General features: G+C 67.3%; 11 protein-coding genes. 4 read left to right on the top strand and 7 right to left on the bottom strand.

The window, feature by feature from the left end:
* The first annotated feature begins 82 nt into the window (after window positions 1–82).
* The 3 genes from glgX to glgB all read left to right on the top strand — a co-directional run bounded on the left by glgX (window position 83) and on the right by glgB (window position 6,494).
* Window positions 83–2,155, top strand: a complete 2,073-nt coding sequence (glgX, locus tag GZ67_RS0109295) for a glycogen debranching protein GlgX (RefSeq protein WP_029263470.1) — start codon at window positions 83–85, stop codon at window positions 2,153–2,155.
* Window positions 2,156–2,220: 65 nt separating this feature from the next.
* The gene (locus tag GZ67_RS0109290; protein ID WP_081859959.1) at window positions 2,221–4,293 is read left to right on the top strand and encodes an alpha-1,4-glucan--maltose-1-phosphate maltosyltransferase; all 2,073 of its coding nucleotides are present in this window, start codon (window positions 2,221–2,223) and stop codon (window positions 4,291–4,293) included.
* Window positions 4,290–6,494, top strand: a complete 2,205-nt coding sequence (glgB, locus tag GZ67_RS0109285) for a 1,4-alpha-glucan branching protein GlgB (protein WP_029263472.1) — start codon at window positions 4,290–4,292, stop codon at window positions 6,492–6,494. Before GZ67_RS0109290 ends, glgB begins: the two co-directional genes overlap by 4 nt.
* A 28-nt stretch (window positions 6,495–6,522) precedes the next feature.
* On the opposite strand, the gene GZ67_RS0109280 is transcribed toward glgB, so the two are convergent.
* On the bottom strand, window positions 6,523–7,446 hold the full coding sequence (locus tag GZ67_RS0109280; RefSeq protein WP_029263473.1) for a tetratricopeptide repeat protein: 924 nt from the start codon (window positions 7,444–7,446) through the stop codon (window positions 6,523–6,525).
* Entirely contained in the window at window positions 7,443–9,365 is a 1,923-nt protein-coding gene (locus tag GZ67_RS0109275; RefSeq protein WP_051669367.1) for a hypothetical protein, read from the bottom strand. Before GZ67_RS0109275 ends, GZ67_RS0109280 begins: the two co-directional genes overlap by 4 nt.
* Window positions 9,366–9,545: 180 nt before the next feature.
* Here GZ67_RS0109275 and GZ67_RS0109270 point away from each other — a divergent pair, with 180 nt between their 5' ends.
* Window positions 9,546–10,607: an AI-2E family transporter gene (locus GZ67_RS0109270; RefSeq protein ID WP_029263475.1), complete on the top strand. Its 1,062-nt coding sequence runs from the start codon at window positions 9,546–9,548 to the stop codon at window positions 10,605–10,607.
* A 22-nt stretch (window positions 10,608–10,629) separates the two neighbouring features.
* Here GZ67_RS0109270 and GZ67_RS0109265 read toward each other — a convergent pair whose 3' ends face one another.
* Genes GZ67_RS0109265 through GZ67_RS0109250 form a run of 5 tightly spaced genes read right to left on the bottom strand, consistent with a single transcriptional unit; the run spans window position 10,630 to window position 14,109 of the window.
* Window positions 10,630–11,346 (bottom strand): alpha/beta hydrolase, encoded by a 717-nt coding sequence (locus GZ67_RS0109265; protein WP_029263476.1) that lies wholly within the window; start codon window positions 11,344–11,346, stop codon window positions 10,630–10,632.
* Between the two features lie 2 nt (window positions 11,347–11,348).
* Complete coding sequence (locus tag GZ67_RS21010) at window positions 11,349–11,636, bottom strand: hypothetical protein (protein WP_081859948.1); 288 nt, start codon at window positions 11,634–11,636, stop codon at window positions 11,349–11,351.
* A 9-nt stretch (window positions 11,637–11,645) separates the two neighbouring features.
* Entirely contained in the window at window positions 11,646–12,338 is a 693-nt protein-coding gene (locus GZ67_RS0109260; RefSeq protein WP_231481753.1) for a transglycosylase SLT domain-containing protein, read from the bottom strand.
* 47 nt (window positions 12,339–12,385) lie between these two features.
* On the bottom strand, window positions 12,386–12,964 hold the full coding sequence (locus tag GZ67_RS0109255) for a DivIVA domain-containing protein (RefSeq protein ID WP_029263478.1): 579 nt from the start codon (window positions 12,962–12,964) through the stop codon (window positions 12,386–12,388).
* A complete protein-coding gene (locus tag GZ67_RS0109250; protein WP_029263479.1) occupies window positions 12,964–14,109 on the bottom strand; it encodes a phosphatidate cytidylyltransferase in 1,146 nt (381 codons plus the stop codon). Before GZ67_RS0109250 ends, GZ67_RS0109255 begins: the two co-directional genes overlap by 1 nt.
* Window positions 14,110–14,114: the final 5 nt, after the last annotated feature.

The raw sequence follows: 14,114 nt of genomic DNA, 5'->3' as shown, positions 1-14,114 counted from the left end.
AACCCGCCCTGCCGGGTCTCCGTCCGTGGAACCCGGTACGCCCTGACATGAGACTGCAACACATCGCGCCTAGTGTGTACTCATGCCCGCGTCCCGAGACTTGACCGTGCCCGGCGGCACCACCCTCGACAACCTCGGCGTCCGTCTGCACGACGGCGTCGGCACCCTGCGCGTCTGGTCGCAGAACGCCTCGTCCATCGATCTGGTCGTGTTCGACTCCACCGACCTGGACTGGGCGACCGACGAGGTTCCGCTCGAACGGCTGGCGGGAGGCGTCTGGGAGATCACCACGGAGCTCCTTCAGCCCGGCGTCCGCTACGCCGTCCGCGTCGGCGGTCCCCACGGCCCCGGAAACACCTTCAACCCGGAGACGCTGTTGCTGGACCCGTATGCACGGGGCCTGGCTCAGGGCGACGGCTACGAGGAGTGGCGTTCGGTCGTCATCGTCGACGGCTTCGACTGGGGCGATTCCCAGAAGCCTCGTATCCCGCTCGACCGCACGGTGATCTACGAGGGGCATCTCAAGGGACTCACCAAGCGTCATCCCGATGTGCCGCCCGCCCTGCACGGCACCTATGCGGGCCTCGCCCATCCCGCGATGATCGAGTACTTCCACTCGCTGGGCATCACCTCCATCGAGCTCCTCCCCGTGCACGCCTTCGTGCCGGAGCCGCGCCTGCTCGAACGCGGACTCACCAACTACTGGGGATACAACACCCTGAACTTCTTCACCCCGCACACGGCCTATGCGACCGAGGACGCCCGCAAAGAAGGACCGGAGGCCGTCCTCGCCGAGTTCAAGGGGATGGTGCGGCTGCTGCACGAGGCCGGCCTCGAAGTGATCCTCGACGTCGTGTACAACCACACCTCCGAAGAGGGCATCGGCGGTCCCCGCTCGAGCCTGCGCGGCATCGACAACGCCAACTACTACCGCCAGGACGAGTCCGGCGTCTACGTCGACACCACCGGGTGCGGTAACACGCTGAACACGGCGACCGATGCCGGGGCCAGACTCGTCCTCGACTCCCTCCGGTACTGGGCTCAGGAGATGCAGATCGACGGCTTCCGCTTCGACCTCGCCACCGCGATCGCCCGCGACGGGGCACACACCTACACGGCGGAGCATCCGCTCCTGCAGGCCATCGCGGATGACCCGATCCTCGCCGACACCAAGCTCATCGCCGAGCCGTGGGACGTCGGTCTCGGCGGGTGGCAGACGGGGAACTTCCCGTCGGGATGGCACGAGTGGAACGACCGCTATCGCGACCGCGTACGCAACTTCTGGCTCAGCGACATCGACTATGCACGACGTGCGTCCGCCCCGGTGGGCATCGGTGGGTTCGCGACCCGACTCGCCGGATCCTCCAACACCTTCAGTGAAGACCGAGGGCCGCTCGCCAGCGTGAACTTCGTCACGGCACACGACGGCTTCACCCTGCACGATCTCGTCTCGTACGACGTCAAGCACAATGAAGCGAACGGTGAGCAGAACCGCGACGGCGCCGACATGAACCGCGCCTTCAACCACGGTGTCGAGGGGCCCACGGATGACCCGACGATCCTCGCCGCGCGGCGCAAGGCGATGCGCAACCTTCTCGGGACGCTGCTCCTCTCGGCCGGCATCCCGATGCTCACGGCGGGCGACGAGGTCGGACGCACCCAGCGCGGCAACAACAACGCCTATGCTCAGGACTCCGCCCTCACCTGGCTCGCCTGGGATTTCGAGCCCTGGCAGGAGGACCTCCGCGCCCATGCCTCACGTCTGATCCGGTTGCGGCAGGAGAACCCGGCATTGCGCCCCAGCCGCTACGCGCGACTCGGCGAGCACATCCCGAATGCCTCGGTCATGGACTGGTTCGACCAGAACGGCGAGACGATGGAGCAGGGCCAGTGGGCCGACCCCGGCAACCGGACCCTCCAGTACGTCGCCGCCTCCACCCCCGATACCGAGGCCTACAACCGCATCCTGCTCATCGTGCACGGGACGGAGTCACCCATCGACGTGCGCCTCCCCGACGAGATCGAGGGCGCGACCCGCTTCGTGTCGCTGTGGTCGAGCGCTCAGGAGCGGCCTTCCGACGAGCAGGAGATCTTCGCGCCCGGCGATGTGCTTCCCGTCTCCGGTACATCGATGAGGCTGTTCCGCGTCGAATGAACCCGGCTCCCGACGCACCACGCGGCGCGCTACCCGCGACCACGACGGCGCGGTACATTCGGGATGTGGCTGCACGTGCTGGTACTCGGTCCTCGGCTCTTCGGAGCCCCGCTCAGATCCCGACGCGCGCCTTCGGCGACGCGGATGTCCCGGGCTCGCTTCGCTCCACTCGCATCCCGCTGCTCGATCCGACACCTGCAGTGCCCGGCGGCTTCGCGCCGAAGGCCTTCGTGGGCGAGGTCGTCCCGTTCACCGTGGTCTCGTTCCGCGAGGGGCACGACATCATCGGTGTGCAGGTGCGCCTCACGTCGCCCACGGGCGAGGAGAGCCTGCACCGGCTGACCGCCCGGAGCGACGGCACGGACCGGTGGGCGGCGGAGATCGCGCTCGACGAGCAGGGTGCATGGCGCTATCGGTTCGAAGCGTTCTCCGACGACTTCGCAACCTGGGCCCACGCCGCGGAGCTGAAGGTCGCAGCCGGTGTCGACGTGCCGGTGATGGCCGCGCTCGGCGCAGAGCTGCTCGCGCGGGCCGCCGCTGAGAAGGACCGCCCCGCCGCCCAGCGGAAACGTCTGCTCGCGGACGCCGAGTCGCTGCGGACCGGGGATGGCGAAACGGCACTCGCGCTCTCCACCGATTCCGGACTGGCTGATGTCTTCCTGACCCGCCCTCTGACGAGCCTGCGTTCCGCCACCGAGCGACAGACGCTCAACGTGGACCGTGCCGCGGCGGGCGTCGGTGCGTGGTACGAGTTCTTCCCGCGATCGGAGGGCGCGAAGCGGCTCAAGGACGGGACCGTGAAGAGCGGGACGTTCCGCACGGCAGCCAAACGCTTGCCGGAGGTCGCCGCGATGGGTTTCGACGTGGTCTATCTGGTTCCGATCCATCCGATCGGTACCACCAACCGCAAGGGGCGCAACAACACACTCACAGCGGAGCGGGGTGATCCCGGATCCCCATATGCGATCGGCTCCGCCGAGGGCGGTCACGACGCGATCCACCCGGACCTGGGATCGCCGGCCGACTTCCGCGCCTTCGTTCGCGCGGCGCACGGAGCCGGCCTCGAAGTCGCACTCGACCTCGCACTCCAGGCCGCCCCGGACCACCCCTGGGTGCGCGAGCACCCCGAGTGGTTCACGACCCTCCCCGACGGCAGCATCGCGTACGCCGAGAACCCGCCGAAGAAGTACCAGGACATCTACCCGCTCAACTTCGACAACGACCCCGACGGCATCGCGGCCGAGATGTTGCGGATCGTGAAGCACTGGGTGGCCCAGGGGGTGAAGATCTTCCGGGTCGACAACCCCCACACCAAGCCGCTGCAGTTCTGGGAGTGGCTGATCCGCGAGATCGGCGCCGTCGATCCGGACGTGATCTTCCTCGCGGAGGCCTTCACCCGCCCCGCCGTCATGCGTGCCCTGGCCGCCGTCGGTTTCCAGCAGAGCTACAGCTACTTCACGTGGCGGAACACCAAGAGCGAACTGGAGGAATTCCTCACCTCCGTGTCGCAGGAGACTTCCGACTACATGCGGCCCAACCTCTTCGTGAACACCCATGACATCCTGACCGAGTACCTGCAGTTCGGCGGTCGCGCGGCGTACCGTATCCGTGCCTGCATCGCCGCCACCGCAGGGCCCGTTTACGGGGTGTACGCCGGCTACGAGCTCTTCGAGAACGTGGCGAGGCCCGGGTCGGAAGAGAACATCGACAACGAGAAGTACGAGTTCAAGTTCCGCGACTGGTCGGGCGCAGAGGCCCGCGGCGAATCGCTCGCTCCTCTGCTCCGGCGCCTCAACGAGATCCGCGCAGCTCACCCCGCACTCGGCCAGCTCAGGAACTTCCGGGCGCACTGGAGCGACGACGATGCCGTCCTCGTGTACAGCAAGCACCTGCCGGCGCCGTTCACCGGTACCGGACGTCCCGATACCGTCATCGTGGTGGCGAACGTCGACCCGCACTCCGTGCGCGAGACGACCGTGCACCTCGACAGCACGCAATGGGGCATCCCGCTCGGCGATCCGTTCGAGGTCGAAGACCTGCTCACCGGCGCCGTCTGGACGTGGAACGATCACAACTATGTGCGGCTCGACGCCTTCGCCGAGCCGGTGCACATCCTGAAGGTGAGGGAGCGAGCATGAGCTACACAGAAGATGTCGCCGCATCCACCGAGTGGGAGGCCGTCTCCTCGGCCACGCACCACGATCCGCACGCCATCCTCGGCGCGCACCCCCATAAAGACGCCGCAGACCGCACGGTCACCGTGATCCGCGTCCGACGCCCGCTGGCCGCCGGCGTGTCCGCGGTGTTCGGCGACGGCAGCCGGCTCGAGCTCGCCCACGTGGCGCATGGCATCTGGGAGGCGCAGCACGTCGGTCCCCCGCTCCCATACCGGCTCGCCACGCGGTACGCGGATCACGAGGAGACGCTCTCCGGGGATCCGTATCGACACCGTCCGACTCTCGGAGACCTCGACCTCCATCTGATCGCCGAGGGACGGCACGAACGCCTCTGGGAGGCGCTGGGTGCCCACCCCCGGACGCTGGACGGCGAGCAGGGCGTCGCGTTCGCCGTCTGGGCGCCCAACGCCTCGGCCGTGCGCGTCGTCGGCGATCATAACGACTGGAACGGCGATGCGCATGCGATGCGCTCGATGGGCGTGAGCGGAGTCTGGGAGCTCTTCATCCCCGATCTCCCCGTGGGCACGCGATACAAGTATCAGATCCGCACCCGCGACGGAGCCTGGATACTGAAAGCCGACCCGATGGCGCTCGCGGCCGAGGTACCGCCGAACACAGCATCCGTCGTGACCGCGTCGTCCTACGAGTGGGCGGACGGCGCGTGGATGACCCGGCGTGCCGCGACCCACGCCGTCGCGCAGCCGCTGTCGGTCTACGAGATCCACGTCGGCTCCTGGCGTGAGGGCCTCGGGTACCGGGACATCGCCGAGCCGCTGATCCAGCACGTGACGGATACCGGATTCACGCACGTCGAGTTCATGCCGTTGGCGGAGCACCCCTTCGGGGGCTCCTGGGGCTACCAGGTCAGCGGCTATTACGCGCCCACGAGCCGTTTCGGCACCCCGGACGACCTGAGATACCTGATCGATCGGCTGCACCAGGCCGGCATCGGCGTGATCATGGACTGGGTTCCCGGGCACTTCCCGAAAGACGCCTTCGCCCTCGCGCGCTTCGACGGCCAGCCCCTGTACGAACACCCCGATCCTCGCCGCGGCGAGCATCAAGACTGGGGCACGCTCATCTTCGACTACGGCCGGCCGGAGGTGCGCGGCTTCCTCGTAGCCAACGCGCTGTACTGGTTCAGGGAGTTCCACGTCGACGGGCTGCGGGTCGATGCCGTCGCCTCGATGCTCTACCTCGACTACTCCCGCGAAGCCGGCGAATGGGAACCGAACATCCACGGTGGCCGGGAGAATCTCGAGGCGATCCGGTTCCTGCAGGAGGTGAACGCCACGGCCTACCGACTGCACCCGGGGATCATGATGATCGCCGAGGAGTCGACCAGCTTCCCGGGCGTCACCGCACCCACCGACCACGCCGGCCTGGGGTTCGGGTTCAAATGGAACATGGGCTGGATGAACGACTCTCTCCAGTACATCTCGCGCGACCCCATGTACCGCGCGCATCACGAAGGCGAGATGACCTTCTCCTTCGTGTATGCATTCGGGGAGAACTACCTGCTGCCGATCAGCCACGACGAAGTCGTGCATGGAAAGGGCAGCCTGATGGCGAAGATGCCCGGCGACCACTGGCACAAGCTCGCGAACGTCCGCGCGTACCTCGCCTACATGTGGGGGCATCCCGGGAAGAAGCTCCTGTTCATGGGCCAGGAGTTCGGTCAGCTCGCCGAGTGGTCCGAAGGGCGTGAGCTGGATTGGTGGCTCCTCGACCAGCCGTCGCACGCGCAGCTGCAGGGCTTCGTCGGCGCGATGAACCGTGCGTACAGATCCCAGTCCCCGCTGTGGGCACGGGACAACGACGGATCATCGTTCCAGCGCCTCGGCGCACCCAGCTGGGACCCGACCGTGATCGCCTTCGAGCGGCGGGATGCCCACGGCGGACGTCTCGTCGTCGTGAGCAACTTCGCCGGGGTGGAGCGCGCGGGATATCGACTCGCACTCCCGCAGGACGGCGTCTGGCAGGAGGTTCTCAACACCGACGCCGCCGATTACGGCGGACGAGGGTCCGGAAACCTGGGCATGGTCTTCGCCACCGGTGAGGACGGAAGCGCCCCCACGGCGACGATGACCCTTCCTGCGCTGTCGACGCTGTGGCTGCGGCACCAGTCGGACCCACACGTGCCTACCGTGAGCCACGGATGACGGGGGCGCGCGCCGGATCCTCCGACGGCTAGAACAACAGCGAAGAAAGCCGGTTCCGGGCGGCTACCACTCGCGGGTCGCCCGTCCCGATGAGGCCGAACAGCTCGATCAGCCGCTCCCGCACCGGGGTGCGCTGATCGGACGGCAGCTGGGCGAACAGGTCGAGCAGTCGCGAGAAAGCGTCGTCGACGTGACCGCCGGCCAGATCGAGGTCTGCCACGTCGAACTGCGCCTGGACGTCGAGCGGTCCCTCGGCAGCCGCCGCACGCGCTGCCTGCAGGTCGAGCCCCTGCACGCGGTCGAGCAGACGCACCTGGCCGAGACCAGCGATCGCCTCCTCATCACGAGGGTTCTCGGCGAGGGCCCTCTCGTAGGCGCGGATCGCGGCGGTGTAGTCGCCTGCCTCGATCGCGGCGAACGCCTCGGCGTGCAGCGGGGGAAGCTCCGGCTCCTCCGGCGTCGACGGCGCCTCGGCATCGGCGTCGACCGCGAGCGATCCGGTCACACCGTTCTGCGCTGCCACCTGCAGCAGCTGCGCGAAGACATCGCGCACCTGCTGCTCCGGCACCGCTCCGGTGAACATCGGCACGGGCTGACCGGCGATCAACGCGACGACCATCGGGATCGACTGCGCGCGGAAGCTCTGCGCGAGCTGCGGGTTCGCATCGACGTCGACCTTGGCGAGCAGCACGCGGCCGCCGAGTTCACGCGTCACCTTCTCGATGATCGGACTCAGCTGTTTGCACGGCCCGCACCACTCGGCCCACAGATCCACGACGACGGGAACCGTGCGCGAGAGTTCGAGGATCTGCCCGAATGTTTCATCGGTCGCATCGACGACGACATCGACCACTCCGGGGGCTGGAGCCCCCTCTGGCGGCGTCGCCGGCCGGTTGCGGAGGGTCGACAGGTCCACCGCGCCACGCAGCGCGGTCGGAGAGATTTCACTCACTTGATCACCTTCACGGAAAGGAGGTCCTGGTGGACTGCCAGGAGCCTGATCTGCTCCGTCGATCCCTGAGCGGGGACCGAGAAGAACAGCTGGAACTCGTACGTCGTCTCGACGCCCTTCGCGGATTCCGTCGCGCCCGTCAGGGCCTTGGCCTCTGCGTTGTCTCCGAACCGGATCACCACGTCGGAAGACGTCGGCGTCACCGTCTCGGTATCGGTCAGAGAGACCGCGACGATCGCACCACTGTCGAGCGTGGTCATCGAGATGGGCTCATCCGTCGTCGGCGCCATGTCGAATGCCGCCTTGGACGTCTTGGCGGCACCCTTGTCGGCGAGCCCCTTGACCACGGCCTGCCGGCTGTCGGTGATCGACGTCGCGAGATTCAACGCGAGGTCATCGAACAGGCCGTAGAACTCGCTCTTCTCCCCCGAGTCGACGACGTCGGCGAACGCCGGGGCGAGTTCCGCGGGCGGGAGCGTGAGGAACGCGGAGTCCGACGGGACGAGCGACGTGCCGAGCCAGCTGGCCGCGACATCGGGGAAAACCGCATCCGCGGACATCTCGGCCATATTGCTGACCTTGTAGTTCGACCACGGGTCTGACTGCGTCATCATGAGCACAACGGGCGGCTCGGTGTCGTCGCCCTTGCTCTTCGCGAGCATGAGCACGGTGCGCGGCCACACATCGGTCGCCTCCGGAAGCACGACCTCGACATCATCCGTCGGGATCGCCGCAGGAACAGCCATGTCCGTGAGCTTGGTCCGCAGCGCGTACTCGGTCGTGCGGGCGGCGAGAGCCGGTCCGTCCAGACGCGTGGCGGCCAGGTCGAGATCGAGTGCGGCGTCTGCCTCCACCACCGTGTCGGATACCGACTTCAGGATGCGCTTGGCCTGCGCCTCGGTCACGGCGGGGGGCTTCTGATTCTCCGGCGCGATGACGGTCGGGCTGGGCGAGGGTGACGCAGAAGCATCGCCGAACTGCGGCCAGGAATCGGCGGAACACCCGGCAGCGAGAAGGGCAGTGAGCCCGAGGGCCGGGATCGCCAGCAGCCGGCGACGACGAGCGGGGCTCTTCGCTCGCATCGACGTCTTCGAGTCGTTCTCCTTGGGGTCCACGATCTCCCCATCTTCGATCTCGGCGTCCGGGGTATCTGCGGAGGGCGCCGGGTCGGCGGAGGCCGGTGTATCCGTTGAACCTTCGATCGCTGCGCGCTCTTCCGGGGGAAGCACCGCGACGTCGATCGGCTCGGTCACAGGAAGGGGGCCGGGGCCCTTGCGGCGCGGACCCCGTCCACGACGCTGGTGGCGGATTCCGAGGACGTACAGGACGAGTCCGATCAGCAGGACGATGCCGCCGGCGACCATGAGGGGCCCTGCCAGGGGGGTCGAGGTGTCGAGCGGCCAGGAGACGACGATGTCGTCGGGAGCATCCTCCGTGCCGTCGTACGCGACCAGCATGCTCGTTCCCTCGGGGAGTTGCATGTTGTCGGCGACGAGCGTGTTCTCCTTCTCGAAGGAGTCGAGCCACAGGTCGGAGCCACGGGGATCACGGCCAGTGTCGGCTTCGCCCTCTTCGCCCTCTTCGCCACCGGCCGACGCGTCCGGCGACACATGCTCGACGGCGAAGCTGCCGTCGTCGTCCACCGTGACGTGGTTGTAGTCGGAGTCCGCGAGCCAGGCTTCCATGTCGGCTGCCCTGCCGTAGCTGCCGAAGATGTCACCCTGACCGCGCACGATCAAGGTCTGCACTCCGGGGTTCGTCCGGAGCACGTCCCCGTCCAGCAGGACGAACGGTGCAGGCTCATCGATCTTGACTTGCGTCTGCTGCGAGTCGGGGCCCACGAAGGTGCGCTGGGCGATCCCCGCCCCGATCAGCACGGCGGCAAGCACGAAGGCCACCACGGCCCATACGAAACGCACGAATAGTCTCCTCACGCATCACCGGCACCTGCCCGCGACGCAACACTCGACATTTCAGACTAGCGAAATCAGCTGTGTGTTGCCCACGTACACATGCAGTGCCGGCTGGACCGGCACGTCGCGCGCCACGTGGCTCGGCGTCTGGATACCCTTGCTGCAGTCGTTTCGAGGAGTCGTCGCATGAAGATCCACAATCCGTTCCGCACCGCCCTCGTGGCGACGCTCGGCGTGGGACTGGGGATCCTCCTGATCAACAGCGTGGAGACACTTTCGAGCGTCCTGCTCTACGTCGGCACAGCGCTCTTCCTCAGCCTGGGCCTCGATCCGCTCGTCTCCTTCCTGGAACGTCGCAGGCTCCCCCGCTGGCTCGCCGTGCTGGTGACGATCCTCGCGGTCCTCGCGATCTTCAGCGGGATCGTGCTGATCATCCTCCCCGTACTCGTGGATCAGATCTCCCAGCTGATCGCGCAGATCACGGCCATCGTTTCGCGAGGGAACATGATCCCCGATCTCAAGGAGTGGATGCAGGACACCTTCCCGAATCTGCAGGTCGATGTCGTCTTCACGTACGTCACCGACTGGCTGACGACGAACCTCGCCGAGATCGGCGGATCCATCGGTCAGGGCGTCCTCGTCGCCAGCGGCGCCGTCGTCAGCGGACTGTTCGGCGCGTTCATCATCCTCATCCTGACGATCTACCTCACCGCCTCGACGCCATCGCTCAAGCGCGCCGTGTACCAGCTCGCCCCGTCGTCGAAGCGCGACCGCTTCATCGACCTGTCGGAGCAGATCACCGACTCCGTGGGGTACTACGTCATGGGGCAGGTGACACAGGGCGTGATCAACGGCGTCCTCAGCGCGATCTACCTCTCGATCATCGATGCGCCGTTCCCGGCGGTCCTCGCGATCATCGCCTTCTTCTTCTCACTGATCCCGCTCGTCGGGACCCTGACCGGCTCCACGATCATCGTCCTCGTGTGCCTCATCCCGGGTCTCGGGTCTCCAGGGATCGCGATCGCCGCGGCGATCTACTACCTCGTCTACATGCAGATCGAGGCGTACGTGATCTCTCCGCGCATCATGAGCCGCGCGGTCGCCGTCCCCGGAGCAGTCGTCGTCGTGGCGGCGCTCGCGGGCGGTAGCCTGCTCGGCCTGCTGGGGGCACTCATCGCGATCCCCGTCGCTGCGAGCATCCTGATCATCTACCGGCAGGTTCTCATCCCGCGGATGAACGAACTCTGAGGCACCGGAGCCTCGGGCTCGATCAGTCCGTCGGCGGCCAGTGAGTGGCCAGGGGCAGAGCCGACGGGTTCACTGCCGCCACGATCTCCGTGAGCACGCGCCGCGTCTGGGTCTCGCCGACCCACAGGTGCTTACCGCCCTCGACCGCGATCAACTGGGCATGCGGAATCGAGGCGAAGCGTTCGCGAGCCTCATCCGGGCGCAGGTAGTCGTCCAGCTCCGGCACCAACACGACGAGCGGGACTTCGCTGTCGGCCCAGGCCGCGACCTCCGATTCCGTGGCGCGATGCAAAGGCGGAGACAAGAGGATCACGCCGGCGATGTCGTGGTCGCGCCCGTACTTGAGCGCCAGTTCGGTGCCGAAAGACCACCCGAGGAGCCATGGACGCGGAAGCGCCCGTGCGTGGACGAAGTCCATTGCCGCCGCCACATCGAACTGCTCCGCCGCGCCGCCGTCGAACGCACCGTCGCTCGTGCCGCGAGGCGACGTGGTCCCCCGCGTGTTGAACCTCAGGACTGCCAGGTCAGCCAGCGCAGGAAGCCTCGCTGCGGCTTTGCGGATGATGTGGGAGTCCATGAATCCGCCCGCTGTCGGCAGAGGATGAAGCGTCACGAGCGTCGCCACGGGCGGAGCATCCTGCGGGATGGCCAGCTCGCCGACCAGTGTGAGACCGTCCGCGGTGGTCAGCTCGACATCCTCGCGCTGCGCGGGGAGCTCCAGCGGCCCTCGAATCTCCATGTTCACGCCATCCTCCAACAGTGTGTATGCCAATGCCGACGCGCGGCGAGATCTGCCGCATCGCCTAAGACGCCGTCGGCACGCCAGGCGACCAGGTGCGCGGTTCCCGCGACGATCGGCCGCGCACACCCCGGGCAGACGTATTCCTTCTGCGCCTGAGCGGATGACACCGGCTGCACGGTCCACTCGCTGCCCCGGCGGGTCTCCGAGCGCTTCCATCCGGCGAGCATCCGATCGAAGGAGTCGTCCGGTTCAGGGCGCGCAGGAGGGCGCCGGCGTGAGCGAGGCATCGCTCCTGTTCACCACCAGTGGTTGTTAGTCCAGAAGCTGTACGCCCCGGCCCAGCTGCCGTACCGCCCCGTGGCGTAGCCGGTGGCCCAACGCAGGTTGTCCACGGGATCGTAGCCGTTGCCGGGAACCTTGCTGCACGGAAGCGCCTGGACCAGCCCGCACGCGCCCGAAGACGAGTTCGTGGCGTTCGGGTTCCAACCGCTCTCGCGAGACACGATGTAGTCGACGTACTGCCAATCGCTCTGCGCGATGCCGGCGGCGGCCATCCAGTCGGCGGGCGCTCCACCTCCCGAGTAAGGAGGCAGGGTGCCACCGGAGGACCCGCCCTGCGAACCTGTTGCGGCAGTCGCTGCCGGCTTGGGCTTGGGCTTCGGTTTCGGCTTCACGTACACCTCGAACGTGCCGCGTTCGACCGGCGTGATCGCTGCACCGCTGACCGTGACCGTGAGATTCTGCGTGTCGGCGAGAGCGAGCGAATAGGCCGAGTCCGGAGCATCGGACTGCACGGGCTCCGCCAACGCGACGCCGGTCGGTGCCACGAGTGCTCCCGCGAATCCGACCACAGCGAGAGCGCTGAACACGCTCACGACACCACGACGGCGAGACCATCGGCGAGTGCCCGTGCGCGCGGATCTGACCGTCGCTGCGGGCACCAGCGAAAGGTCGCGTCGTTCGGGGTTCATGTCGTTTCGGGAGTTCACGATGAAGGACAGTCTACGCAAAGGCGCCTGAGTCGACCATCAGGAACTCAGCGAACGGCGAGAATCACGTCGATCGTGGCGTCGAGGAGTGCGTCGACCTGCTCTTCACGGTAGCCGCCACGCTGCATGCGAAACGCGGCAGAACGCAGCTGCTCGGCGGAGAGCGGGTCTCCGTCGCGGAGGTAGCGGACGATTCTTGTCGAGACATGATCGACCTCGTCGACGCGATAGCCGAACGTGAGGACACCGGTGCGGGCGAAGCGTCGGCGGCGAGGCCGGGCCAGGTGATCCAGGATCGTCTGCGCGTCTGCTCTCGCCTGTTCGACCCAGACCTCGGCGCCCTGCGCTCGCACCACACGCTCCCGCTCGCGCGCGGCGAAAGCGTCTTCCACGCGACCGAGAGCCGCATCGACGTCGGCCACCACGTAGCCGCCCTTGACGAGCGGAAAGGATGCCGCGCGCACATCGTCGGCGCCCAGGTCGTCGGTACCGGTCTCGAACGCTCGTCGCGCAGACGCGAGAAAGGTGTCGACAGCGGCACGGTGGTATCCACGCTCGCGCCCGGACGTCAGCGCGAACGCCGGCGAGGCATCGGCAGCTCGCTCGGCGACCTGGTCTTCGTTCATCACAGCACCACCCAGGGAGAGAGGAGGAAGTAGAGGCAGAGCGCCGGGATCGTCGAGGGCAGGATGCTGTCGAGCCGATCAAGAAGACCGCCGTGCCCGGGAAGCCAAGAACTCATGTCCTTGATGCCGAGATCGCGCTTGAGCATGGATTCCCCGAGATCGCCCAGCGTCGCCGACAGCAGGATCGACGCGCCGAAGATCAGGCCCGCCCACCAGGGCAGTTCGAGAAGGAAGATGGCGAGCAGCACGCCGGCAACCAGGGAAGCGAGGACAGCGCCGCCGAATCCCTCCCAGGTCTTCTTGGGGCTGATCTTCGGGGCCATCGGGTGACGTCCGAAAGCGAGACCCGCCGCGTACGCCCCCGTGTCGGCGGCGACCGCGACGGCGATGAAGCTGAGCACCCACCACTGGCCACCCTCCTGTTCGAGGAGGATGAGAGCGACGCCGGCGAGGAACGGGACGTAGACCTGGACGAAACCGCCGATGACCGCATCCGCGAGGACGTCACCATAGGTACGGCCGTCTTTCACCATCATCTGGGCGATGAGTCGCCACACGATCACGAACGCGACCGCCACGAAGAGCATGACCCAGGACAGCCACGGTTCTGCGAAGTACGCGGAGAGCACCAGGAAGGCGCCCGCGACCAGCTGGGGAACGACATCGACCCGGCGGCCGGAGGCCCGCAGAGCCCGAGAGAGTTCGTACACCCCCAGCAGTGCCGCGGCCAGAGCGAACGGCACGAACAGCGCTTTGACGAAGAGCAGCGATCCGAGCAGCGCCGCACCGAACGCGAGACCGATCAGAATCGCCAGAACGAGGTCCCGCCCCGTGCGCTGTTTTATCCGTTCATTCGCCTGATCGATCTGATCGCGTGCATGGGAGACATGGTTCTCGAGTTCGTCCCGCGCGGCCCGCCACTGCTCCCGGATCGCATTGTGGTCGGCTGTGTCGAGCGGCCCGGCCACGACGGGCGCCGCACCGGCGGATGACGCCGGCAGCGGTGGACGAGGCGGAATGGTCTCCGCATCGAACGTCGGGAAGGCGGCGTCCGCGAGCGGGACGCCGTCGAGCGGCGTGCCATCACGCGCGTCTCTACGCGTCGGCGGCATGCCCTCCTCGGCGTCTCGCGTTTCGTCAGACATCCGGA

Source organism: Microbacterium sp. Cr-K20 (assembly GCF_000708325.1).
GTDB lineage: Bacteria > Actinomycetota > Actinomycetes > Actinomycetales > Microbacteriaceae > Microbacterium.
This window is presented reverse-complemented; position numbering and strand designations above follow the sequence as displayed.